The 22,682-nt window shown below is 63.3% G+C and carries 22 protein-coding genes; 10 read left to right on the forward strand and 12 right to left on the reverse strand.

Annotation, left to right across the window (positions count from 1 at the left end; genetic code table 11):
• Nucleotides 1-237, forward strand: a 237-nt coding sequence (locus B5E66_RS11765; RefSeq protein ID WP_143406989.1) for a GNAT family N-acetyltransferase, incomplete at its 5' end; no start/stop codon positions are given.
• A 100-nt stretch (nucleotides 238-337) separates the two neighbouring features.
• Here B5E66_RS11765 and B5E66_RS11770 read toward each other — a convergent pair.
• The 3 genes from B5E66_RS11770 to prmA all read right to left on the reverse strand — a co-directional run bounded on the left by B5E66_RS11770 (nucleotide 338) and on the right by prmA (nucleotide 3,302).
• Nucleotides 338-940 (reverse strand): hypothetical protein, encoded by a 603-nt coding sequence (locus B5E66_RS11770; RefSeq protein ID WP_087233359.1) that lies wholly within the window; start codon nucleotides 938-940, stop codon nucleotides 338-340.
• Between the two features lie 690 nt (nucleotides 941-1,630).
• Nucleotides 1,631-2,380 carry an RsmE family RNA methyltransferase gene (locus B5E66_RS11775; protein ID WP_087233361.1) on the reverse strand — a complete coding sequence of 250 codons (750 nt, stop codon included), beginning with the start codon at nucleotides 2,378-2,380 and terminating at the stop codon, nucleotides 1,631-1,633.
• A gap of 10 nt (nucleotides 2,381-2,390) precedes the next feature.
• Nucleotides 2,391-3,302 (reverse strand): 50S ribosomal protein L11 methyltransferase, encoded by a 912-nt coding sequence (gene prmA, locus B5E66_RS11780; protein WP_087233366.1) that lies wholly within the window; start codon nucleotides 3,300-3,302, stop codon nucleotides 2,391-2,393.
• A gap of 340 nt (nucleotides 3,303-3,642) precedes the next feature.
• Between prmA and B5E66_RS11785 the strand changes: the two genes are divergently transcribed.
• The 9 genes from B5E66_RS11785 to B5E66_RS11825 all read left to right on the forward strand — a co-directional run bounded on the left by B5E66_RS11785 (nucleotide 3,643) and on the right by B5E66_RS11825 (nucleotide 12,403).
• Nucleotides 3,643-5,112, forward strand: a complete 1,470-nt coding sequence (locus B5E66_RS11785; RefSeq protein WP_087233369.1) for a PTS transporter subunit EIIC — start codon at nucleotides 3,643-3,645, stop codon at nucleotides 5,110-5,112.
• A gap of 191 nt (nucleotides 5,113-5,303) precedes the next feature.
• Nucleotides 5,304-6,032: a glucosamine-6-phosphate deaminase gene (nagB, locus tag B5E66_RS11790; RefSeq protein WP_087233372.1), complete on the forward strand. Its 729-nt coding sequence runs from the start codon at nucleotides 5,304-5,306 to the stop codon at nucleotides 6,030-6,032.
• Between the two features lie 37 nt (nucleotides 6,033-6,069).
• A complete protein-coding gene (gene nagA, locus B5E66_RS11795; protein WP_087233375.1) occupies nucleotides 6,070-7,197 on the forward strand; it encodes an N-acetylglucosamine-6-phosphate deacetylase in 1,128 nt (375 codons plus the stop codon).
• A gap of 286 nt (nucleotides 7,198-7,483) precedes the next feature.
• Entirely contained in the window at nucleotides 7,484-8,404 is a 921-nt protein-coding gene (locus B5E66_RS11800; RefSeq protein ID WP_087233379.1) for a phosphate ABC transporter substrate-binding protein, read from the forward strand.
• 206 nt (nucleotides 8,405-8,610) lie between these two features.
• Entirely contained in the window at nucleotides 8,611-9,453 is an 843-nt protein-coding gene (gene pstC, locus B5E66_RS11805) for a phosphate ABC transporter permease subunit PstC (RefSeq protein ID WP_087233422.1), read from the forward strand.
• A complete protein-coding gene (pstA, locus tag B5E66_RS11810; RefSeq protein ID WP_087233382.1) occupies nucleotides 9,443-10,312 on the forward strand; it encodes a phosphate ABC transporter permease PstA in 870 nt (289 codons plus the stop codon). The genes pstC and pstA overlap by 11 nt, the downstream gene beginning before the upstream one ends.
• A gap of 19 nt (nucleotides 10,313-10,331) precedes the next feature.
• Complete coding sequence (pstB, locus tag B5E66_RS11815) at nucleotides 10,332-11,102, forward strand: phosphate ABC transporter ATP-binding protein PstB (protein ID WP_087233385.1); 771 nt, start codon at nucleotides 10,332-10,334, stop codon at nucleotides 11,100-11,102.
• Between the two features lie 24 nt (nucleotides 11,103-11,126).
• Complete coding sequence (gene phoU, locus B5E66_RS11820; protein ID WP_087233388.1) at nucleotides 11,127-11,795, forward strand: phosphate signaling complex protein PhoU; 669 nt, start codon at nucleotides 11,127-11,129, stop codon at nucleotides 11,793-11,795.
• Nucleotides 11,796-12,004: 209 nt separating this feature from the next.
• Nucleotides 12,005-12,403: a helix-turn-helix transcriptional regulator gene (locus tag B5E66_RS11825; protein ID WP_087233391.1), complete on the forward strand. Its 399-nt coding sequence runs from the start codon at nucleotides 12,005-12,007 to the stop codon at nucleotides 12,401-12,403.
• 63 nt (nucleotides 12,404-12,466) lie between these two features.
• Here B5E66_RS11825 and B5E66_RS11830 read toward each other — a convergent pair whose 3' ends face one another.
• The 9 genes from B5E66_RS11830 to B5E66_RS11870 all read right to left on the reverse strand — a co-directional run bounded on the left by B5E66_RS11830 (nucleotide 12,467) and on the right by B5E66_RS11870 (nucleotide 22,374).
• The gene (locus B5E66_RS11830) at nucleotides 12,467-14,350 is read right to left on the reverse strand and encodes a DEAD/DEAH box helicase (protein WP_087233394.1); all 1,884 of its coding nucleotides are present in this window, start codon (nucleotides 14,348-14,350) and stop codon (nucleotides 12,467-12,469) included.
• Nucleotides 14,351-14,427: 77 nt separating this feature from the next.
• The gene (locus B5E66_RS11835; RefSeq protein ID WP_087233397.1) at nucleotides 14,428-15,738 is read right to left on the reverse strand and encodes a DUF1015 domain-containing protein; all 1,311 of its coding nucleotides are present in this window, start codon (nucleotides 15,736-15,738) and stop codon (nucleotides 14,428-14,430) included.
• Between the two features lie 41 nt (nucleotides 15,739-15,779).
• The gene (locus B5E66_RS11840) at nucleotides 15,780-16,916 is read right to left on the reverse strand and encodes a putative glycoside hydrolase (RefSeq protein ID WP_087233400.1); all 1,137 of its coding nucleotides are present in this window, start codon (nucleotides 16,914-16,916) and stop codon (nucleotides 15,780-15,782) included.
• Between the two features lie 56 nt (nucleotides 16,917-16,972).
• The gene (locus B5E66_RS11845; RefSeq protein ID WP_242958180.1) at nucleotides 16,973-17,611 is read right to left on the reverse strand and encodes an Rnf-Nqr domain containing protein; all 639 of its coding nucleotides are present in this window, start codon (nucleotides 17,609-17,611) and stop codon (nucleotides 16,973-16,975) included.
• Complete coding sequence (locus B5E66_RS11850; RefSeq protein ID WP_087233404.1) at nucleotides 17,608-18,342, reverse strand: Rnf-Nqr domain containing protein; 735 nt, start codon at nucleotides 18,340-18,342, stop codon at nucleotides 17,608-17,610. The genes B5E66_RS11845 and B5E66_RS11850 overlap by 4 nt, the downstream gene beginning before the upstream one ends.
• The gene (locus B5E66_RS11855; protein WP_087233407.1) at nucleotides 18,339-19,358 is read right to left on the reverse strand and encodes an RnfABCDGE type electron transport complex subunit D; all 1,020 of its coding nucleotides are present in this window, start codon (nucleotides 19,356-19,358) and stop codon (nucleotides 18,339-18,341) included. Before B5E66_RS11855 ends, B5E66_RS11850 begins: the two co-directional genes overlap by 4 nt.
• Before the next feature lie 21 nt (nucleotides 19,359-19,379).
• Nucleotides 19,380-20,030 (reverse strand): ribulose-phosphate 3-epimerase, encoded by a 651-nt coding sequence (gene rpe / locus B5E66_RS11860; protein WP_087233410.1) that lies wholly within the window; start codon nucleotides 20,028-20,030, stop codon nucleotides 19,380-19,382.
• A gap of 149 nt (nucleotides 20,031-20,179) precedes the next feature.
• Nucleotides 20,180-21,679, reverse strand: a complete 1,500-nt coding sequence (locus tag B5E66_RS11865) for a sensor histidine kinase (protein ID WP_087233413.1) — start codon at nucleotides 21,677-21,679, stop codon at nucleotides 20,180-20,182.
• On the reverse strand, nucleotides 21,679-22,374 hold the full coding sequence (locus B5E66_RS11870) for a response regulator transcription factor (RefSeq protein WP_087233416.1): 696 nt from the start codon (nucleotides 22,372-22,374) through the stop codon (nucleotides 21,679-21,681). The genes B5E66_RS11865 and B5E66_RS11870 overlap by 1 nt, the downstream gene beginning before the upstream one ends.
• Between the last annotated feature and the right edge of the window lie 308 nt (nucleotides 22,375-22,682).

Genomic DNA, 22,682 nt, shown 5'->3' on the forward strand with positions numbered 1-22,682 from the left:
GCCTGGCAGATGATCTTTGGCGTGGACACCCTGCCCGATTTCCGCCGGCAGGGCTGTGCCGCCCGCCTGCTGCACCACGTCATCGACCAGGCCCGCGCCCAGGGCCGCAAGGGCGTCGTCCTGACCTGTAAAGACAAGCTGGCCCACTACTATGCAACGTTCGGCTTTGTGAACGAAGGCGTGTCCCGCTCCACCCACGGGGACGTAACCTGGTATCAAATGCGGCTGCGCCTGTAATGCGCTTGCCGCCATCCAAACCGTGCAAAAAAGTCCCGACCGGACGACATGTGCGTACGGTCGGGACACCGACAGGGAAATTTGGATCCAGGGGGTGCGGTCAAGTCTCTGTGCCGGCTATGGATTTTGTGCGTGTTTTGACCACGACCAGCCAGACGGATGTCTTTGCAGACGAAGCGTGTACCACGCTGATGGATGCGATCTCATGTTGAAAAATACTGGTCCCCAGTTCATTCTGCAGCTTCTGCAAAACGGGAAGGACCTTCGCCGCTACCTGGGTGGGCGTCAAGGTTCCGTCGTAGATGTATGGATAGATGCTGGTCTGACTTCCAAACAGATTCAGCCGCAGCGTATCCGGGGACATGTCCAGTGGATACAATTCCGGGTTATCGGCCACGATCTGGGCGATCAGTTCCGCCGCATCGTCCAGATCCAGGTCATAGACGATCTCGCCGTTGTTCGTGGTCGCCACATCTATATTCAGGGTGTTGATCAGCTGCCTCTGCAGGATCTTTGCTTCTGAAAGCGCCTGTTCATCCTCCGCTTCCTGCTCGGCCTGGGCCTCCTGCAAAGCCTCCAGTGTTTCCTGATCCAGAACGGTGCCAGTCTGCGGAAGATAAGCGCAGCTGCTCAACAGCAGACCGGCTGTTCCCACCAGCAAAATACGGCTCCATGCTCTCTGTTTCCCGGAATGTTTCTTCATACGAACCTCCCTTCATGGCGGAAAGTACCGCTCTGCGGCCCTCTCCTGACGGATATAAGAACAGCCGGCCTTTGTACCGGCTGCAGCGATATGGGGAGATCCTATTTTCACTTTCATCTCGCGGCACAATGCCCCCGCACCGGACGCATCCCTTTTCTGCGCCCAGGCCGCGCTATCTTCCGGATATATCTAAAACCAAAAGCATCAGCTGCCGCGTTTCAGTCCCTCACATTCCACAACGGAAGCCGCGCCGGATCGAGAATCTGTTACCACTTTAACACAAGCGATCTTATAGGTCAAGAAATTTTTCATCAAAATTCTCCATTCTTCGTTAATTCTATGTTTTCTCTAACAAAACAGCAACGTTTATATTCAATTATCACAATAAAGTGGTCCATGCTGTGTTGCGCTCCGTCTTTGCGGGATGTTCTTTGGCGCCGAGGCCGCGCTGTTTTCCAAGACTTTGTGTGCCTATCATAACATGCCCCCCGGTGTCAAGACCCAATTTCAAACTTTCCCATTTTTTCTTTAGTTCGCAGTATCTAACTTCGGGAGCTGGAGGAGTTTGGACAAACGAAAAGCGCACGCTTTCGCGGGCGCTTTGGGGACGCTTATTCCGTTTGCGCGGGCAAATACTAAAAATATTTTTAGTATTTAGCGCAAATCACTTTTTTGGAGCGTGGGCATGGGTCATTCCAGGTTGCCGGTCAGAGTCATGACGGCTGCCAGCACGGCCAGCGGCGCGGTCTCACAGCGCAGGATGCGGGGGCCCAGGCCCACCGCTTTGGCGCCGGCGGCGGTGGCCGCCTCGGCTTCCTCGGGGGCAAAGCCGCCCTCTGCGCCCGTGACGATGGCCAAGCGCAGGGGCCGGCCCGCCGTATCCGGCGCTTGGGCCAGCAGCTGGCGCAGCGGCGCGCCACCGCACTCGTAACAGAACAGTACCAGGTCGTACTGGGAAAACGTGCGGCACACCGCCCCAAAGTTGGGCAGCGGCAGAGCCACATCCGGCAGGATGCCCCGGCCGCACTGCTTGGCGGCCTCGTAGGCGATACGGTTATAACGGACGTTCTTCTGTTCTTCTTTTTTGGGCGCGGCCACGCAGTAGCGGCTGAAAAAGGGCACAAAGTGACTGCACCCCAGCTCCACCCCGTGGCGGATGATCTGCTCCAGCTTGTCCTGCTTGGGATAGCCCACCAGCAGAGTCACCTCCACCGAGGGTTCAGCCGTCGAGGGATACCCCTCCTGGATCGCACATTCCACCAGATCCTCCCCGATGGATGATACAGTGGCGGTGTATTCTATCGCGTTGCCGTCGCAGAGGATCAGCTTGTCCCCTATCCTGGCCCGCATCACCCGGGCCAGATGGTGGGCGTCGGACCCGCGCAGTACGGCCCGGCCCTCCGCGGGCCAGACCTCTGTGGTAAAATAACGGTGCGGCATAGCGGCCTCCTTATCTGGTGCACACAAAGCAGACCCAGCCCCGCTTATCTTTGCGCTGGGCAATGGTCAGGCCGGCTTTCGCCAGGGCCTGTGCCACCTCCTGGGCCCGTGTGTCGATGATGCCGCTGGCGATGAAGTGTCCGCCCTCCGCCAGCAGGCCGGGCACGGCGGGCGCCAGGGAAATGATGGCGTTGGCTACGATGTTGGCGGTGATGATCTGGTAGGTCCCGCTGGCCTTGTCGCTCAGATCCCCCACCAGGCCGGTGAACTGCCCCGCCACCCCGTTCAGAGCTGCATTCTCACAGGCGGTGCGCACCGCCACCGGATCGATGTCCACCCCTTCGGCGCATGCTGCCCCCAGCTTGAGGGCCGCAATGGCCAGGATGCCGCTGCCGGTGCCGATGTCCAGCACCCGCTCACCCCCCGCCGTCAGCTCGTCCAGAGCCTCCAGGCACAGACTGGTGGTCTCGTGCCCGCCGGTGCCGAAAGCCAGACCGGGGTCCAGCAGCAGCTTGACCCGGTCGGTGTCGTACGCCTGCCAGGAGGGCACCACCGCCAGCCGGCGGCCGATCTCCATGGGATGGTAGTATTTGCGCCAGCCGTTCTGCCAGTCCTCCTGCGCCACGCCGGCGGTGCGGACGGTATAGGGGATGCCCGCGGCTTCCATCCGGGCCTGGATGGCCCCCAGCGTCTCGGCCGGCTGGGCCCCCGGCTCCAGGTAGATGTGGATGATCACCACGTCCCGGGGCTTTGCCAGCAGCTCCGGCTCGATCAGATCCACATGGGCGATCTCGGCCACCTGCTGCTCCAGGTCGCTGTAATCTTCAATGTAGATGCCACCCTCGGCGATCATGGTGGCGGCAGCCTCGGCCTGCTCGGCGTCCTTTTGCGCCACCGTCAGCTGGATGTCGGTCCATTCCATATATATGTGCCTCCTGTTGCATGGTGTTTTTTCTATTGTACCACAAAAGGCCCCCTGTGGGCACCCCCTTTTGCCGCAGTCCGCCCGGGGTCCTGGCATATCTGACGGCAGGCAGGCCCGCCTCCGGTCAAAAAAACAAAACAGACCGTATTATTTCAGATATTCATACAAAGCGTCCAAATTCTTTCTTGATTTTTAAAAAATGTATAGCTTTTCTTTGCAGAATGTGCTACACTAATGTTACGCTTATGTGAACACGCTGGCAACCAGCAGCGCGGCTCACAGCCTTCATTTCGGGGCGGCATGCGGGCCGTCCCAAGCACAAGGGAGGATTTTTCTTATGATGAAGTATCTGCAAAAACTGGGCAAGTCCTTGATGTTGCCCGTGGCCGTGCTGCCCATCTGCGGCTTACTGATGGGCATCGGCTACGCGCTGTGCCCGTCCACCATGCAGGGCGGCACCGTCGAGGGCCTGGCACAGATCATCGGCTTCCTGCTGGTCAAGGCCGGCGGCGCCCTGATCGACAATATGCAAATCCTGTTCGTCATCGGCGTTGCGGTAGGCATGGCCGACGAGGCGGACGGCACCCCTGCTCTGGCCGGCCTGGCTTCCTGGCTGATGGTCCAGCAGCTGCTGAGCACCGGCGTGGTCAGCACCATCATGCCCAATGTCGTCGAGGGCACCACCGAGTATCTGGCTTTCAGCAAGATCTCCAACCCCTTCATCGGCATCCTGTGCGGCCTGATCGGCGCATGGTCCTACAACCGCTTCAAGGGCATGCAGCTGCCTGACTTCCTGGCCTTCTTCAGCGGCAAGCGCTTCGTGGCCATGGCCGCCGCGGTGGTTTCCATCGTGGCTGCGGTCATCCTGCTGTTCATCTGGCCTCTGGTGTTCGGCGCTCTGGTTGCCCTGGGCAACGGCATCGCCGGCATGGGCGCCATCGGCGCGGGCCTGTACGCCTTCTTCAACCGCCTGCTGATCCCCATCGGCATGCACCACGCTCTGAACAACGTGTTCTGGTTCGACACCATCGGCCTGGGCGACCTGACCAACTTCTGGGCCGGCAAGACCAGCGCCGACGTGACCTGGAGCCTGGGCATGTACATGTCCGGCTTCTTCCCCTGCATGATGTTCGGTGTGCCTGCCGCCGCAGCGGCCATGATCGCCACCGCCAAGAACAAGAAGGCAGCAGCCGGCCTGCTGATCTCCACCGCCGTCTGCGCATTCGTCTGCGGCGTCACCGAGCCCTTCGAGTTCTCCTTCATGTTCGTGGCATTCCCCCTGTACGTGGTGTACGCTGTCCTGTACGGCATCTTCACCGTCATCACCTACTACACCGGCTTCCGTGCAGGCTTCTCCTTCTCGGCCGGCGCCACCGACCTGGTCTTCTCGGCTTCCCTGCCTGCTGCTGAAAAGACCTGGATGATCATTCCTCTGGGCATCGGCGCAGCCATCGTCTTCTTCGTGGTCTTCTATGTCCTGATCAAGACCTTCGACTTCAAGACCCCCGGCCGTGAGGACGAGGACGAGAACACCGACGCTGAGAAGAAAGTGGTCCTCTCCAACAACAACTACACCCAGGTGGCTTCCGGCGTGCTGGCAGCCGTGGGCGGCAAGGGCAACATCAAGAATGTTGAGTATTGCGCCACCCGCCTGCGCTTCGAGATCAAGGATTACACCGCCGTGGATGAGAAGGCCGTCAAGGCTGCGGGTGCTGCGGGCGTCGTCCGTCCCAGCAAGAACGCCTGCCAGGTCATCATCGGACCCAAGGTGCAGTTCGTTTACGACGAGCTCAAGAAGATGCTGTAACATCGTTTGAGCCGCAGGGCCCAGGGCTCTGTATTTGAATGGACCGGCGGGGACTGGTTGCCCCGTCTCCCCTTTGCGGCCGCCGAGGGCGGGCTCAACAGCCCCGCTTTCGGCGGCTGTTTTTTCGCATTCCGTATCTGCACCGGCGCTTTTGCCGGTACCGATCATAAATCGATGGAGGTTTTAGTAGTATGAAGATCATTCGAGCGACTGATTATAAGGATATGTCCCGCAAGGCAGCCAACATCATCTCTGCCCAGGTCATCATGAAGCCCAACTGCGTGCTGGGCCTGGCCACCGGCGGCACCCCGGTGGGCACCTATGCGCAGCTGATCGACTGGTACAACAAGGGCGATCTGGATTTTGCCGAGGTGACCACCGTCAACCTGGACGAATACCGCGGCCTGCCCCGCACCCATGAGCAGAGCTACTGGTATTTCATGCAGAAGAACCTGTTCGAGCACGTCAACGTCCGCCCCGACCACATCCATGTGCCCGACGGCTCCAACCCTGACGCCGAGGCTGCCTGCAAGGAATACGACCAGATCATCCACGATGTGGGCGGCATCGACCTGCAGCTGCTGGGCATCGGCGTGGATGGCCACATCGGCTTCAATGAGCCGGGCGAGGCTTTTGAGCTGGGCACCCACTGCGTGGACCTGACCGAGAGCACCATCGAGGCCAACAAGCGCTTCTTCGACAACGACGAGAGCCTGGTGCCCCGTCAGGCTTACACCATGGGCATCAAGACCATCATGCAGGCCCGCAAGGTGCTGATGGTGGCCAACGGCGCCAACAAGGCCGAGATCATCAAGAAGGCTTTCTTTGGCCCCGTCACTCCCGAGGTCCCTGCTTCCATCCTGCAGATGCACCCCGACTTCATCCTGGTGGGCGATCAGGATGCCCTCAGCCTGGTATAAGCGCCGCCGCACGACGCCATAAGGGAGGTATACTGCCATGATCCTGAAAAACGCTTTGGTCTACACCCCCCAGCACACCTTTGTGCCGGGGCAGCTGGCCATCCGTGACGGCCGCATCGCCGCCGGGGCCGCCCCCGAACCGGGCGAGGAAGTGATCGACGCCGGCGGGCTGTACGCCCTGCCCGGCCTGCTGGACATCCATTTCCACGGGGCGGTGGGCCATGATTTCTGCGACGCCAGCGAGGAGGCCATCCAGGCTCTGGCTGATTTTGAGGCCAGCCGGGGGGTCCTTGCCATCTGCCCCGCCACCATGACCTACTCGGAGGAGATCCTGAACGGCGTCATGGACGCAGCCGCCGCCCACAAGAACGGCCGCGGCGCCGACCTGGTGGGCATCAATATGGAGGGTCCCTTCATCAGCCCCCAGAAGCTGGGCGCCCAGAACCCCATCTATCTCCACGCGCCCGATGTGGAGATGTTCCGCCGGCTCCAGAAGCGGGCGGGCGGGCTGATCAAGCTGGTGGATATCGCCCCTGAGGTAGAGGGCGCCATGGAGTTCATCGCCGCCTGCAAGGACGAGGTGCGCATCTCCATTGCCCACACCTGCACCACCTATGAGACCGCCATCCAGGCCTTCGATGCAGGCGCCACCCACATGACCCACCTCTACAACGCCATGCCCGGCATCACCCACCGGGCCCCCGGCCCCATCATTGCCGCCCTGGAACGGGGCGCCGAGGTGGAGCTGATCACCGACGGCGTCCACATCCACCCGGCCATGGTGCGGTTCACCTTCAGCACCTTTGGGGATGACCATGTCATCCTGATCGCCGACAGCATGATGGCCTGCGGCCTGCCCGACGGCCAGTACAGCCTGGGCGGCCAGGCCGTCACCGTCACCGGGCCCCGTGCCACCCTCACCGACAACCCCGGCGTCATCGCCGGCAGCGCCACCTGCCTGTACGACTGCATGAAGCGGGCCGTGCTGGATATGGGCGTGCCTCTGGAGAGCGCCGTCCGTGCCGCCAGCGAGAACCCCGCCCGGAGCATCGGACTGGACGCTGACTACGGCTCCCTGGCACCCGGCCGCTACGGCAACGTCATCCTGGCGGACGAGCACCTGGAGATCCAGGCCGTCATCCAGAAGGGCGTGCGGCTGTCCTGACCCCCTCCCGGCGGCGGTTTTCGTCCATTTGACCGACGGGCCGGGATGAATTTCTCCACTTTCACAGGAAATGTAAAATCTAAGGCTGTGTTTTGGCCGATGGTTTTACATTTCCTTTTCTTTTTGGGCAAACCATTTCGCAAAACTTTACATGAATTTTTCCTTGGCATGGTCGCATGGTACGCCCTTTCGCTGTACAATGGTAGCGTTCCGAGAGGAAAGAACAAAGAAAAAGATTATGCCGGGTGCAGTTCGTCCCGGTCCTGTGATTTGGAGGAAATTCATTATGAAAAAGATTGATCGTCGCTCCTTCCTGGCCGTCTGCGGCGTCGTGGCTGCGGCTGGCGCTCTGACCGCTTGCGGCGGCAGCTCTTCCAGCTCCACCGCTGCTTCGTCTTCCACTGCTTCTTCTGTGGCTTCTTCCACCGCTTCTTCCGCTGCCGAGGCCACCAATGACCTGAGCAGCTTGTCCGGCACCGTCTCCACCGGCGGTTCCACTTCGATGAACAGCGTCATGGAGGCCCTGAGCGAGGGCTTCGCTGAAGTGGCTCCCGGCGTCACCGTCAGCTATGACCCCACCGGTTCCGGCGCCGGCATCACCGGCGCTCTGGAGGAGACTCTGGACATCGGCCTGGCTTCCCGCGCCCTGCACGACGATGAGACCGGCGTCACCGCCACCACCGTTGCCCTGGACGGCATCGCCATGGTGGTCAACAACGAGAACCCCGTCTCTGACCTGAGCATCGAGCAGCTGGCTCAGATCTTCACCAAGCAGGTCACCAACTGGGCCGACGTGGGCGGCGAGGACGGCGAGATCGTTGTCATCGGCCGTGAGGCCGGTTCCGGCACCCGCGACGGCTTCGAGAGCATCGTGGGCGTGGAGGATTCCTGCGTGTACGATCAGGAGCTGACCGCCACCGGCGCCGTCATCTCCGCTGTGGCCTCCAACAAGCTGGCCATCGGCTACGCTTCCCTGTCCGCTGTGGGCGACACCGTCAAGACCCTGACCGTCGAGGGTGTGGAGTGCAGCGAGGCTACCGTTCTGGACGGTACTTACAAGGTGCAGCGTCCCTTCAACTTCATCACCAACGACTCTGTGCAGCTGTCTGACGCTGCCCAGGCCTTCATCGACTTCGCTGTCAGCGCAGACGCCGCTGAGCTGATCCGTCTGGCCGGCGCTGTGCCCCTGGTGGATGCCGAGGGCTAAGCCTTCCTTCCGACCCGGGTCCTAAATCCGAAACTGTTCCGCCTGGGATCCTGCGGTCCCGGGCGGTTTTTGGGATGGGCCGCCCTTTTGCTTCCATCCACTTACGGGGGTTCTTTATGAAACAGCAAGACACAGATTCCGGCGCCGTCATCGTTCGGAAGAAATTCAACAAACCCCACAATGCAGCCGAATGGCTGGAGCTGGTGATGAACACCATCTTCTTCCTGTGCGGCATCCTGGCCATCGGCTGTGTGGCCCTGATCACCATTTATATGGTCATCTCGGGCCTGCCCGCCATCGGCCAGATCGGCATTGTGGACTTCCTCTTTGGCCAGGAATGGGCTTCCACTGCGGCTGAGCCCAAATTCGGCATCCTGCCCTTCATCCTCTCCAGCGTGTATGGCACCCTGGGAGCCGTCATCATCGGCATCCCGGTGGGCCTGCTGACTGCGGTGTTCCTCTCCAAGGCCGCCGCGCCCAAGCTGCGCCTGGCGGCCACCTCCGCCATCGAGCTGCTCAGCGGCATCCCCAGCGTTATTTTCGGCCTGCTGGGCATGCAGCTGCTGGTCCCCGCCGTGGCCGCCGTGTTCGGCCGGGCTTCGGGCGCCTGCCTGCTCAGCGCCATCCTGGTGCTGTCCATCATGATCCTGCCCAGCATCGTCTCCGTGTCGGTGACGGCCCTCAACGCCGTGCCCCGCGAGTATGAGGAGGGCAGCCTGGCTTTGGGCGCCACCGACGCCGAGACCTGGTTCAAGGTCAGCGTCCCTGCCGCCAAGAGCGGCATCGCCGCCGGCATCGTTCTGGGCATCGGCCGCGCCGTGGGCGAGGCCATGGCCGTGATGATGGTGGCCGGCAACAGCCCCAATATGCCCGGCATCTTCAAGAGCGTCACCTTCCTGACCACCGCCATCGCCAAGGAGATGAGCTACGCCAGCGGCCTGCAGCGCCAGGCTCTGTTCAGCATCGGCCTGATCCTGTTCATCTTCATCATGATCATCAACCTGGTGCTCAACTTCTTCCTGAAGGGAGGCAGCGACAATGAAAAGTAACCGCTACGCTGATTTCTCCCCCTCCCGCCGTCTGTGGAACCAGTTCTTCACCGGCGCGGTATGGGTGGCCGCCATCTTTGTCATCGCCCTGGTGGTGGGCATCATCGGCATGGTGCTGATCCGGGGCCTGCCCCACGTCAGCTGGACCTTCCTCACCACCACTTCCAGCATCCTGCGGGGCACCAAGGGCATCCTGCCCGCCATCATCAACACCCTGTACATCATCCTCCTCACCCTGGTCATCGTACTGCCTCTGGGCGTGGGCGCCGCGGTCTACCTGACCGAGTACGCCACCAACCGCAAGCTGATCGCCATGATCGAGTTCACCAACGAGACCCTGGCCGGCATCCCCAGCATCATCTACGGCCTGGTGGGTATGCTGGTGTTCGCCCAGGCTCTGGGCTTCCAGACCAGCCTGCTGTCGGGCAGCCTGACCCTGGTCATCATGACCCTGCCCACCATCATCCGCACCACCCAGGAGTCCCTCAAGACCGTCCCCATGGGGTATCGTGAGGGCGCCATGGGCCTGGGCGCAGGCAAATGGCACATCATCCGCACCATCGTGCTGCCCTGCAGCATCGACGGCATCGTCACCGGCTGCATCCTGGCCATCGGCCGTATCGTGGGCGAAAGCGCCGCGCTGCTGTTCACCGCCGGCGCAGCCCAGGTCATCGCCAGCAACATCCTGGAGGCCTACACCTCCAACGGCGCGTCCCTGTCGGTGCTGCTGTACCTGCGCGCGTTCGAGAATGGCGACTTTGACTCCGCCTGGGGCATCGGCGCCGTGCTGCTGATCCTGGTCCTGATCATCAACATCGCCGCCCGTCTGGCTAAGAAGCATCTCCGTCAAAAGGGCTGATATAGTGAGGTATAACGATATGGAAACGCAAAACGCCACCCCTGTCATCTCGGCCAAAGACCTGAACCTGTGGTACGGGGATTTCAAGGCACTGAAGTCAATTTCTCTGGATGTGGGCGAGCGGGAGATCACCGCTCTGATCGGACCTTCCGGCTGCGGCAAGTCCACCTTCCTCAAGACCCTGAACCGTATGAACGACCTGGTGCCCAATGTGCGCATCGAGGGCAAGGTCACCCTGAAAGGGGAAGACATCTTTGGACCCAACATGGTGCTGACCACCCTGCGCCGCCGCGTGGGCATGGTGTTCCAGAAGGCCAACCCCTTCCCCATGAGCATCTACGACAACATCACCTACGGTCCCAAGCTGCACGGCGTCCGCCGCAAAGAGGAGCTGGACGAGATCGTGGAGAGCAGCCTGCGGGGCGCCGCCCTGTGGGATGAGGTGAAGGACCGCCTGAAAAAGAGCGCCCTGGGCCTGTCCGGCGGCCAGCAGCAGCGTCTGTGCATTGCCCGCGCCCTGGCTGTCAAGCCCGAGGTCCTGCTGATGGATGAGCCCACCAGCGCCCTGGACCCCGGCTCCACCATGAAGGTGGAGGAGCTGATGAGCGAGCTGAAGAAGAACTACACCGTGGTCATCGTCACCCACAATATGCAGCAGGCCGCCCGTATCAGCGACCGCACCGCCTTCTTCCTGCTGGGTGAACTGGTGGAAGTGGGCCCCACCGAGGAGATCTTCAGCACGCCTTCTGACAAGCGCACCGAGGACTATATCTCTGGCCGGTTCGGCTGATGATGAGAGAGGAGAGTACCACCTATGAGCATTCGCAAGCAGTATGACGAGGCGCTGAGCGAGCTGAACCAGGCTCTGTCCGAGATGGGCCAGGCTGCCGCCGACGCCATCGAGAACGCCATGGAGGCTTTGGCCGCCACCGACGCAGACGCCGCCGCACAGATCATCAAGGATGACAACCAGATCAACGAGATGGAGCACGACATCGAGCACCGCTGCATGGTGCTGCTGCTCCGCCAGCAGCCTGTGGCCGGCGATCTGCGCCACATTTCGGCCGCTTTGAAGGTGATCACCGACTTTGAGCGGATCGGCGACCACGCCGCCGACATCTCCGAGATCATGCCCCACCTGTTCGCCTCCCGCAAGGCGGGCGACCCCGCCATCAGCGAGGCCATCCGGATGGGCCAGAAAGCCCACAAGATGGTGGTGGACGGCCTCGAGGCCTTCCTGAAGGAGGACATGAACGCCGCCCAGCAGGTGATCGCTGCCGACGACGAAGTGGACTACGACTTCAACGCCATCAAGCGCACCCTGGCCGAGGAGATCGCCGCCGATCCCTCCCAGGTGGACGCCGCCCTGGATCTGCTGATGGTCATCAAGTACCTCGAGCGCATCGCGGACCACGCCGTCAACGTCGCCGAGTGGGTGCAGTTCACCCGTACCGGCCTGTATAAGAACGAGAACCTGTTCTGATCTTGGGTTTCTGTATCCTGCCAAGTCCTGCATCGGAACGGCCTGTCCGGCAAACGCCGGGCGGGCCGTTCGTTCTTTGCGGAATTGTTAGACTTTTGTTGCCAAGGTGTGAAATTTATCCCAGCACCGTTTGTTTGCAATAAACTTCGTCCTTATTTCGTTTTTAGATCGAACGAAGGAGCGCAAGGCTCTGTCTATCGGAGGATACTATGACTGAAACAGGAACCAAGGACGTGCGCGCCGCAGGCCGCAGCGGCGCCGTTGACCGGGAAGCTCTGGTCCGCGCCGCCCTGGACGAGATCGTCACCAACTACCGGGAAGCCAACCTTTCCAGCGTGGCCCGCAGCTACCAGGTCTCCCTGGCCTATGTCAGCGAATGCGTCCGGGCCGAGACCGGCCGTACCTATAAAGAGCTGCTCCAGAAGCACCGCCTCGAACTGGCCGCCCGTCTGCTGCGCCGCAGCGACATGACCATCCAGCAGATCATCGCCCAGGTAGGCTACGAGAACACCAGCTACTTTTACCGCCTGTTCCGGGCGCACTATGGCCAAAGCCCCCGGGAATACCGTCTCAGCAAACTCAACCGCGCCCCCGACGGGCGCAAATGACTACAAAAAAGACCGGCAGCCCCAGGCCCTTGCGGCCCGGCAGGCGCCGGTCTTTTTTATGGCTTAATAGTCCTGGCTGTGGTCTTCGATGGGAGCGGTGGCCCCGCCGTGGGCCTCCATGTACTCCTCAAAGTTTGCGTACTTCTGCTGGGGCGGACGGCGGCTGATCAGCACCAGGCCCGGGTCGTCGTCGCGGCTCTCCCGGACCGTCCTGCCGCCGCGGCCCTTGGGCTGGCTGAGCGGAGCACGGCTGGCGGGCCGGCTGGGCGCAGGCGCGCTTTTGGATGCGGCAGCCTTCGGATGGCCGCCGCGGCTGCCCTGGGCGGCCTCGCTGCGGGCAGGGCGCGATTCCTGCTGGGCGCGGGGCTCAGGCTGCCGGCTTGTCTTGGCGGCGCTGTTCCGCTGGGACTTTTTGCCCTCGGCGTTCTGCTGGGCCCGGTTGTCCCGCTGGCCGCGGGGCTGTTGTCCGCCGGCTTTGGCGGAGCGTGCGGGCTGCTGCTGGCCGCCCCGCCCTCTGGGCTCGGCAGGGGGCGCAGATACCGCCTTGGCAGGCAGGACGGCGGTCTCCGCCCCGGTCAGGAAGTGGGGATCGAATTTGGGCTGGGCCTGCCCGCCCTGGCCCTGCTTGGGCCGGCCGTCCCGACGGGGCCGCCGGGAGCGGCTGCGCTTTTCCCCGCCCTCGCCGGCACGGGGGGCGCTCTTTTTGCTTTCGTCCATGATGTTCTCCTCTTTTTCTATCTTGGAAGGCTGCACCTGCCGCACTTTGAGGGGGCGGACAGGCTGCTGCGCCTCGGTTTGCTGGGGTGGGGCGGCGTTGTCCCAGGGGTGGCCGGCAGCCACCGGGATCTTTTTGCTGTTCAGCTTCTCGATGCCGGCCAGGTACTCCTGCTCCTCCGGGGCGCAGAAGCTGATGGCGGTGCCGTCGGCCCCGGCCCGGGCCGTCCGCCCGATCCGGTGAACGTAGGTCTCGGGCACTTCGGGCAGGTCGTAGTTGAACACATGGGACAGCTCATTGATGTCGATGCCGCGGGCTGCGATGTCGGTGGCCACCAGCACCTTGGTGCGCCCCGCCTTGAAGCCTTCCAGCGCCGCCACACGGGCGCTCTGGCTCTTGTTGCCATGGATGGCCGCCGCCGGGATGCCCTGCTTGACCAGGTCTTTGGCGATGCGGTCGGCTCCGTGCTTGGTGCGGCTGAACACCAGGGCGTTGTGCACGGGAGGCTGCAGGTTCTGGATCAGCCAGGGCAGCAGCCTGCGCTTGTCCGCCTTGGAAACGTAATACAGCTTTTGGTCGATGCGGTCCACCGTGCTGGACACCGGATCCACCTTCACAAAGGCGGGGTCCCGCAGGATACCGGCGGCCAGCTGCTCGATCTCGGCGGGCATGGTGGCGCTGAACATCAGGTTCTGCCGGCGGGCGGGCAGCTTTGCGATCACCTTTTTCACGTCGTGGACAAAGCCCATGTCCAGCATCCGGTCGGCTTCGTCCAGCACAAAGATCTCCACGCCCGACAGATCCACATACCCCTGTCCGATCAGGTCGTTCAGGCGGCCGGGACAGGCCACCAGGATGTCCACTCCCTGCCGGAGTTTCTCCACCTGGGGAGCCTGGCCCACCCCGCCAAAGATCACCGTCTCCTTCAGGGGCAGGTATTTGCCGTACTGTTCAAAGCTGGCCTCGATCTGGAGGGCCAGCTCCCGGGTGGGGGTAAGGATGAGGGCCCGGATGGTCCCCGGTTTTTTGGCCGGACGGGACGCCAGCAGGTCCAGCATGGGCAGCGCAAAGGCCGCCGTTTTGCCGGTGCCGGTCTGGGCGCAGCCCAACAGGTCCTGGCCCTTCAGCACCGGGGGGATGGCCCCCGCCTGGATGGGCGAGGGCTGCTTATAGCCCGCCTGGGCCACGGCCCGCAGCACGGGCCTGGATAGATTCAGTTCTTGAAATGTCATTATGCTCCTTGGTCTATAAGGGCAGGCCGCGCCCCGCCCCTGCTCTGCGCACAGGGCAGCTGCGCGGCTGCCAGCTCTCACGGTTCCCCGGCAATGCGGCGGCACTCGATGTAGTACCGCTTCTCTTCCGCGTGGCCCATGCTGAACGTCTTGCGGGGCAGCACGCCCCCCAGCACCACCCCGCGGAACAGGTCGCCCTTTTCCAGCGCAGGCAGCAGCAGGCCCACGGCCCCTTCCCCGGCGGCGCTGGTGCTGAACGCACGCACAGCAGCCTCATCGTGGATGTAATCCACCCGGGCTTCGGGGTGATTCTCGAGGAAATATTCCACAAATTCGTCCACCGTGCCCACCACCAGGGGCGCAGTGGGATTTTCAAAGCTGAGAGTGCAGCTGCCGTTCAGGCCGATCAGCTGGAACTTCTGGTGGTACTGGTCCCCAAAATGGACCCCCGCCATGTTCTTGTCGCTCCACGTCACCAGGTTGAGCAGCACCGTCTCATAGCTGGTATTGAACAGCACCCGGTGGATGGGCTCGATCTCCACCGCCTCCGACTGGACGTTGCACACCTCGGCCAGGCACCAGCGGGCCGGATGGTCCAGGCGCTGCTCGGGGGTGAGGGTGGGTTTCAGCTCCTCCCAATAGGCTTTGGCGGTGGCCAGAGAGTGGTTGCCGTCCCCCACAGCCAGGGCCAGGGGCTTGTTGTTGGGGGCGTTGGGGTATTTGGCCCCAAAGGCCCCGGCGCTGCTCAATCCCAGGACAGCCTGCTGGATCTGGGCGATGAGGGCCGGGTCTTCCACCGCCCAGCCCGCCACATGGCCGCCGCCCAGCATCAGTTCTCCCTCATACAGGGGGCGCAGCTCCTCTTTCCGGGCGCCGATGGGTTCCACCAGGGTGCAGCCGGGGTCGTCCGCCAGCATCATGACATGGGGGGTCTCCAGGGCGGCGCCGCGGCGCACCGCCATCCGGGGCGGTATCCGGGATTCCACCGTGTTCTCGCTGGGGCGGATGAGGGACAGGCTGCCCCGATGGTAATTGTAGGCCTCCAGGTCTACCCGGCCCACCAGGCCCTGGCGCACACGGCCGCTCTGTAAGGTACGCTCCACATAGACAAAGCCGTCCACCGCCCGTGTCAGCACGTCCTGCTGATACGCCTGCATGGTGCGGTGGATCTTGTCCACCCGGTCCTGCAGGCCGCTGTCCGCAAGGTACACCTCGGGCAGGATCAGATGGAGGGCGCTGGGACCGTCCCCAGCGGCACAGGCCGCCTTTTCCCAATAGCTGCGGTCGCTGGTGAACTGGTCGCAGGCGATGCAGCCCCACTGCCCCAGCGGCACCGCCGCATCGGGCAGAAGGATATGGGCCGGCATAAAGCAGGGTGTCTTTTCCATATTCCGTTCCTCACTCTCACATAAACCACAGGCCGGGACAGTCAGTAAAACATCCCGCTCTCACTGTCCCGCACCACAACATAGGCGGCTCCCAGCTGTTTCATCTGCTGGGCCGTCTGCTCCAGCAGGGCGGGGTCCTGGGCCTCCCCCGCAGGCAGGCTGACCACCAGGTTCTGCACCCCCAGCTGGGCGGGCAAAGCCCCCAGCGTGGTGCTGACGCCGGTGCAGCTGGCCAGAGGATACTCGTACCACAGGGTGACCCGGTCCGCAAACCGGGCGTCCCAGGCGGCGATATCCGCCGCCAGCCGGGCGTCGCGGCTCAGGCCGCCCGTCTCCCCGAAGCCCTGGCTGGAGGACACCGCCGGCGGGAACTGGACCGCCGACAGGCAGACCTGTTCAAACCCGCAGCCGTACAGCTCCTCGATCAGGTCGCCGATGAACTGCACCGCCGAATCCGCATAGGGGTTCAGCCAGGCCTTGCCCCCCGCCGCCGCGTTGGCGGCATCCAGCCACAGATAGCCGCCGCCCCCCGCGTACTGGATGGACATCCCGCGGTCGGTGTAGGCGGCGATGGGGTCCTGGAAGGCGGCCACCCCGGCCACCGGCACCAGCCCCTCCTCTTTGAAGATGGCGGCGATGCGGGCAGGGTCCACCACATGGGCGGCCACGCTGCGGCTGGCAGCCGGCACCGCCGAGGCATAGTAGATATAGCCCGTCGTGTCCTTCAGAGGGATGAGGGCGTACGTCACCCCCTGCTGTGCCAGGTTTTGGGCCGCCGCCCGGATGGAAGCTTCATCGCCCAGAGCCGACAGGCTCACCGAGGCCCAGCTGCCCTCCCGGATGGCGGTGCCTGCCACCGGCAGGGCCTCCGACGAGGCAGCCGCCTGAGAAGAAGCCGCCTGGGAGGAAGCAGGCTCCGGCCGGGAACTGGCCGGCTCGGGCCGGGGATCCGCCTGGGAAGAAACAGCCTCCGAGGAGGCGGGCAGTTCCCGGTCCCGCACCACGGTATACCAGGTGTGGGTGGCCCAGTCCAGCACATAGGGCGCCGCCAGCCAGGCCGCGCCCAGCACCACGGCCGCCAGCAGCAGGATCCCCAGCGCTTTCTTGATCTTGTCCCCGCGGCTGTAAAAGCTGCGGTGATACCGCTTGACCTTTTTGTTCCGCCTTCTTCTCGGCATGGTTCCTCACCTTTCCCCTTTAAGGGCGGCGCGCTGGCGCACCCCGCCCTGCACTTTTACAGGATGACCGTATGCCCCGTAAAGCCATAGATGGCCAGCGCCAGCACCCCGATGTAGATCAGGGTGATGGGCATTCCCCGGAAAGCCGATGGGATGGCCTGGCTGCGCAGGCGGTTCTGGGCTTCGGTCACCAGCAGCACCGCCATCAGATAGCCCACGCCGCTGCCCAGGCCAAAGCCCAGCGCCTGCGTCAGGGTGAAATTTTGGGTGCGGCCCAGCAGCAGGGTGCCCAGCACACAGCTGTTCAGGGCAGCCAGCGGCAAAATGCGCAGCAGCTGCCGCTTCCAGGGCAGGCGCAGCAGGTACAGCAGGGCCATCTCCACCCCGCTGACGACCGCGATGCACGCCATGTACACCAAGGGCCGGAAGGACGCCGGAAGCCCGAACGAGGCCGCCCAGCCGCCTGCCAGCCAGCCCACGGGGGCCACCAGGAACTGGGTGACGCACAGCAGCAGGCCAAACAGCAGGCTGTTGGTCCGCTCGTCCCCTACCAGCTGCACCAGGCGCGAAACGCCCAGCGCCCGGGTAAAGACCGCGTTCTGGGCAAAGACGGCCAGCATCGCATATCCAAAAAAGACAGCCAGCGTCTCGGGCAGCGAGCCCGCCGGCTGGGTCGAAAAGATCGCAGGATTCACAGCTCGCCACCCGCCTCCTTTTGCTCTTTCTGATGGTTGACGATCACCTGGTTGCGTGCCTCATTGGTGAGGAACGCCTTGTACCGGGCCGCCAGCGCCCGCCAGACGGCGCACAGCACCCCCAGCAGGATGAATCCGCCCGCCGGCATGGAGGCCAGCGGCAGCAGGATGGTGTTGGCCGTCACCGGCAGGCCAAAAACGGTGCCCGCCGCCAGCCATTCCCGGATGCAGCCCACCAGCAGCAGGATGACGGCATAGCCCACCGTCACCCGCACGCCTTTGGACACCGCCTTGCGCAGCGTCTCCTGGACGCGGGCGTAGCGGTAGATCAGCAGAGGCTCCACCACCAGCAGGGGCAGGTAGATGCCCAGCGTCAGAAGCCCCACCCCGAACAGACGTTCCAGGACGGGATAGACCGCCAGGTAGACCACCGACGCGGTCCCGCAGTAGATCAGGCCCCGGGGCAGCAGTTTGGCCCGCAGTTCTTCCTCGCCGGCGTGCTCCTGCAGGGGCACCAGCTTGCTCAGCCCAAAGCTCAGCACCCGGGAGGGGGTCAGCAGCAGGGCCACCGCCACCGCCAGCATCAGGGCGTTTTTGCCGCTGGTGGCCAGCACCACGAGCGGCGCCAGCCCCATGCCCTGCATCACCACGGGGTTGTTCAAAAAGATGCGGTCATGGTGGGCATACCGCCCGGGGTCCCGCAGGATGGCTTCCGCTTTTCTCTGTTTCATACGGCAGCCTCCTTTCCGGTCGCCTGCTCCCCTTTGGGCAGGTGGTACAGACGGTCTACCACACGGTCCAGCCAGCCGGACAGGGCGTTGACGATCAGCAGCGCAAAGCAGCCGCCTGTCTCATACACCCCAAAATACCGGAAGGCCATGCACACGCACCCCAGCAGCGCGCCGTACAGCACGCGGCCCAGGCGGCGCTTGGGGCAGGTATAGGGTTCGCTGACCAGGAATACGGCGCTGTAAAGGGTGGCGCCGCTGACCAGCTCATATTTCACCAGGTTGAGCCGCTGCAAAGCGCTCTCCCACACGGTGGTGTGCACCAGATCCGCCTGCCGCGGGAACAGGAACGCGATCACCGCGCAGGCCGCCAAAAAGCTGACCGCCGCGCTCAGGCGCATATCCTTCTGGGTGTACAGGAACAAAGCGCAGGCCAGCAGGATCAGCACCGCGCCGGTGCCCAGCGGGGCCGCGAACTCTCCCAGCACCAGCGGCCAGGAACTGACCGTCGGCAGGCCCCCGTTGCGCAGGGTGCTGCCCATGCCGCTGACCAGGCTCACCCCGGTGGTGTCCCACAGGGGGATGTCCGCATAGGGCTGCGGGTAGAGGAACACCTGTTCCGGCCAGGACACCGCCACCACCACAAAGCCCACCGCCGCCGGGTGGAAGGGATAGCTGCCATAGCCGCCAAAGGCTTCCTTGCCCAGCAGCACGCCGGCCATCACCGCCGTCACCAGCACATACCAGCTGACGGTGGCGGGCATCAGCAGGGCGATCACCAGGGCGAAGCTCTCATTGGAACAGTCCCCCGGGCGGTATACACGGCGGCGCAGCACCGCCACCAGTCGGTCGCAGAGGTTGCCGGTGAGCAGGGCCACCAGGCACAGCAGTACCGGCCGCGGCCCGTACAGGTAGGCCGACATACACACCAGCGGCAGAGCCATCCAGCAGATATGCTTGTAATACCCGCCTGTACGGGCCAGCTCCGCCGCCTGTTGTTTCTTGATCGAATCTTCCATTGGTCATCCTCATCCAGGGCGTCACATCGCCGCCAGCCGGGCCACCGCCCCGGCCGGGTCGGCCGCGGCAAACACCGAGCTGCCGGCCACCAGCACATCGGCGCCGGCGCGGGTGCACAGGGCGGCGGTCTCATCGTTGACGCCGCCGTCCACTTCCAGCAGAAAGGCAAGGCCCAAAGCCTCGCGCCGGGCCTTCAGGGCCGCCAGCTTGTCCAGGCAGGAGGGCATGAATTTCTGGCCCCCAAAACCCGGCTCCACGCTCATCACCAGCACCAGGTCCAGCCGGTCCAGCCAGGGATCCAGCGCTTCGGCGGGGGTGCCCGGCTTGATGGTCATGCCGGTCTTGCAGCCCGCCGCACGGATGGCGGCCAGCACAGCGGCGGGGTCATCCTCCGACTCCAGGTGGAAATTGATCAGTCCCGCCCCTGCCCTGGCAAAGGCGTCCACATAGGCCAGGGGGTGGCTGATCATCAAATGCACATCGAAAAAGGCGCTGGGGATGCCCTGGTGCAGGCTGGCCAGCACCGGCACCCCAAAGCTGATATTGGGCACAAAATGCCCGTCCATGACATCAAAATGCAGCATACCGGCCCCCGCCTCCAGGACCAGACGGCACTGGTCTCCCAGGCCGCAGAAGTCGGCGGAAAGAATGGATGGGCTGACGATCGCCATAACTATACACTCCGTTGCATCAGTTTTTATGTGGGGCCGCGCCGGGGCGCAGCTCACATTTTAGTGTACACGAAAACGGCGCAAAAATCAAACCCGCGGCCGTCTTTTTCACGGAAATGACGTATTTGCCCCAAAATGCGGCAGCCCTTTCAGCGTGCGGCGGCGTCCGGACCGGGCTGTGTGGTGTCGTCCGACAGCTTGAGCAGGTCCCCCTTGCCCGGCACCTCGGCCGGCAGGGTAAAGACAAAACGGCACCACTCTCCCTGCTTGCTCTCCACCCGGATCTGCCCGCCCGACAGATTCACCAGCACCTTGCAGATGTGCAGGCCAAGGCCGGCCCCGCGGGCATGGAGGCCCCGGGACTGGTCCTCTTTATAAAAGCGGTCGAACACGAAGGGCAGCGCCTCGGGGGAGATGCCCTGGCCGCTGTTCCAGATGGAGATCTCGGCCTCGGGGCCCAGTTTTTCCACGCTGAAGCGGATCACGCCCCCCGGCGGGGTGAACTTGACCGCGTTGTCCAGGAGGTTGTACACCACCTGGTGAATCAGGTCGGGGTCGGCATAGACCAGCACCCGCTCGTCCATGGTCAGGCCCTCCAGGTCGATCTGGCCGTCGTTGATCCGCTGTTCCGCCGACAGGGCCACCCCGGTCAGGGTCTCCCAGATATTGAACATCCGGGCGTTGACCCGGTATTCTCCCGACTCCAGCTTGGACAGATCCAGCATATTCTGCACCAGCCGCGCCAGCCGCCCCGTCTCCTGGGAGACCAGCTGCAGGTAGTGGTTTTGCAGTTCGGGCGGGATGGTGCCGTCCAGGATGCCGTCGATAAAGCCCTTGATGGTGGTCATAGGGGTGCGCAGCTCGTGGGCGATGTTGCCCATGAACTGTCCCCGGGAAGAATCGATCTGCTGGAGGTTGGCGGCCATGGTGTTGAAGGTGCGAGCCAGGTCGGCGATCTCGCCGTCTCCGTCCACGTCCTCCACCCGCACCGAAAAGTCGCCGCCTCCGAATTTCTGGGCCGCCTCGCTGATGCGGTGGAGCGGCTGGGTCAGGCTGCGCATCAGGAAGGTGGTCAGCACGCTGGCGCAGATGAGCATGAGGCAGGCCGACAGCAGGAAGTTGGAGCCAAAATTGCCCACGAACTCATCCAGCATCTGGCCCGACGCGCAGACGAACACATAGCCCACCGGCCCGCCGCTGAACGCGATGGGCTGCGCGGACACATAAAACCGCTCGGTCAGGGCGCCCCCCAGCTTGCCCAGCTGGTGATATACCCCTTCCTGTGCGCCGGCCACATCCTCCATCACCTCGGCCGGCACTGCGCGCACAGCCAGATAATCGTTGTTGGAGGCCAGCACCACGCTGCCGTGGTCGTCGGTGAAAAAGATATGCACGTTGGCGCTCTCGCCGATCAGGTCCACCTTGTCGGACACGCCGGCGTCGGTCATGGGCTGGCCGTCCGCCAGGTCTTTCAGAAAGTAACCGGCGGTGCGGCTGACCAGGCCCCCCACGTCATCCAGCGCACCAAAGCGCTCCTGGGCAAAGTAGCGGCTGAACAGCACCAGCTGGGACAGGCCCATGACGGCCACGCCCAGGATCATCAGGGTGGCTACGGTGGAGAAAAAAGCCACCGATATGCTCTTGCGCATTATTGACGCACCTCGAATTTATAGCCCACGCCCCAGACGGTCTTCAGCTCCCACTTGTCGGAAGCCCCGGCCAGCTTCTCCCGCAGGCGCTTGACGTGCACGTCGATGGTGCGGGAATCGCCGTAATACTCGAAGCCCCACACCTCGTCCAGCAGCTGATCCCGGGTGTAGACGCGGTTGGGATGGGAGGCCAGGCAGTACAGCAGCTCCAGCTCTTTGGGGGGCGCTTCCACCACCTTGCCCTTGACTTTCAGCTCATAGCTGTTCATATCCAGCCGCAGGTTGTCGAACTCCACCACCCCTTCGGCGGGCTTTTCGGCGCTGCCGGCCGCACAACGGCGCAGCACCGCTTTGATGCGGGCCACCACTTCCTTGCTGTCGAAGGGCTTGACGATGTAGTCGTCGGCGCCCAGTTCCAGCCCCAGCACCTTGTCGAATGTCTCGCCCTTGGCGGTCAGCATGATCACCGGGGTATCGCCCTGCTTGCGGATGCGGCGGCAGACCTCCCAGCCGTCCAGCCTGGGCATCATCACATCCAGCAGCACCATGTCGGGCTTGGCCTGGGCGTACTTGGCCAGGGCGTCCTCCCCATCCGACGCAAGGGTGACCTGATAGCCCTCCTTGGTCAGGTAGAGCCGCAGCAGCTCGCAGATATTCTGGTCGTCGTCCACGACGAGGATCTTTTCGTTTGCCATAGTGGTTCTCCTTCACACGGGGCGCATCCCCAGGCAGTGCGGATGCACCTTTTTGCTCCGGGCAGGCAGCAACGGCCCCCGCCCCGCCGATACGTTCACAGTTTCATTATACGGAACAGTTATGACAAAATAAAGAACATCCCGCAATTTTATCCTGTCCCAGTTGCAGCAAAAGCGCTGGCCGGCCCAAAAACAATGCGGGGGCCGGCCAAATGGCCGACCCCCGCAGAGGGACCCTATCTTTCGTGACGCAAAAGTTCTTTTGTTTTGGTGCGATCAACAACAGAAGGAATATGGTTCTATTCCTC

Source organism: Faecalibacterium sp. An121 (genome assembly GCF_002160915.1).
GTDB classification, from domain to species: domain Bacteria; phylum Bacillota; class Clostridia; order Oscillospirales; family Ruminococcaceae; genus Faecalibacterium; species Faecalibacterium avium.

Coding starts and splice junctions, on each gene's coding strand:
- B5E66_RS11835 (WP_087233397.1), bottom strand. CDS start 15,738: ATGGAAAAGACACCCTGCTTTATGCCGGCCCATATCCTTCTGCCCGAT.
- B5E66_RS11855 (WP_087233407.1), bottom strand. CDS start 19,358: ATGGAAGATTCGATCAAGAAACAACAGGCGGCGGAGCTGGCCCGTACA.
- B5E66_RS11830 (WP_087233394.1), bottom strand. CDS start 14,350: ATGACATTTCAAGAACTGAATCTATCCAGGCCCGTGCTGCGGGCCGTG.
- phoU (WP_087233388.1), top strand. CDS start 11,127: ATGAGCATTCGCAAGCAGTATGACGAGGCGCTGAGCGAGCTGAACCAG.
- pstB (WP_087233385.1), top strand. CDS start 10,332: ATGGAAACGCAAAACGCCACCCCTGTCATCTCGGCCAAAGACCTGAAC.
- B5E66_RS11840 (WP_087233400.1), bottom strand. CDS start 16,916: ATGCCGAGAAGAAGGCGGAACAAAAAGGTCAAGCGGTATCACCGCAGC.
- B5E66_RS11770 (WP_087233359.1), bottom strand. CDS start 940: ATGAAGAAACATTCCGGGAAACAGAGAGCATGGAGCCGTATTTTGCTG.
- B5E66_RS11865 (WP_087233413.1), bottom strand. CDS start 21,679: ATGCGCAAGAGCATATCGGTGGCTTTTTTCTCCACCGTAGCCACCCTG.
- B5E66_RS11850 (WP_087233404.1), bottom strand. CDS start 18,342: ATGAAACAGAGAAAAGCGGAAGCCATCCTGCGGGACCCCGGGCGGTAT.
- prmA (WP_087233366.1), bottom strand. CDS start 3,302: ATGGAATGGACCGACATCCAGCTGACGGTGGCGCAAAAGGACGCCGAG.
- rpe (WP_087233410.1), bottom strand. CDS start 20,030: ATGGCGATCGTCAGCCCATCCATTCTTTCCGCCGACTTCTGCGGCCTG.
- pstA (WP_087233382.1), top strand. CDS start 9,443: ATGAAAAGTAACCGCTACGCTGATTTCTCCCCCTCCCGCCGTCTGTGG.
- B5E66_RS11775 (WP_087233361.1), bottom strand. CDS start 2,380: ATGCCGCACCGTTATTTTACCACAGAGGTCTGGCCCGCGGAGGGCCGG.
- B5E66_RS11800 (WP_087233379.1), top strand. CDS start 7,484: ATGAAAAAGATTGATCGTCGCTCCTTCCTGGCCGTCTGCGGCGTCGTG.
- B5E66_RS11870 (WP_087233416.1), bottom strand. CDS start 22,374: ATGGCAAACGAAAAGATCCTCGTCGTGGACGACGACCAGAATATCTGC.
- pstC (WP_087233422.1), top strand. CDS start 8,611: ATGAACACCATCTTCTTCCTGTGCGGCATCCTGGCCATCGGCTGTGTG.
- B5E66_RS11825 (WP_087233391.1), top strand. CDS start 12,005: ATGACTGAAACAGGAACCAAGGACGTGCGCGCCGCAGGCCGCAGCGGC.
- nagA (WP_087233375.1), top strand. CDS start 6,070: ATGATCCTGAAAAACGCTTTGGTCTACACCCCCCAGCACACCTTTGTG.
- B5E66_RS11785 (WP_087233369.1), top strand. CDS start 3,643: ATGATGAAGTATCTGCAAAAACTGGGCAAGTCCTTGATGTTGCCCGTG.
- nagB (WP_087233372.1), top strand. CDS start 5,304: ATGAAGATCATTCGAGCGACTGATTATAAGGATATGTCCCGCAAGGCA.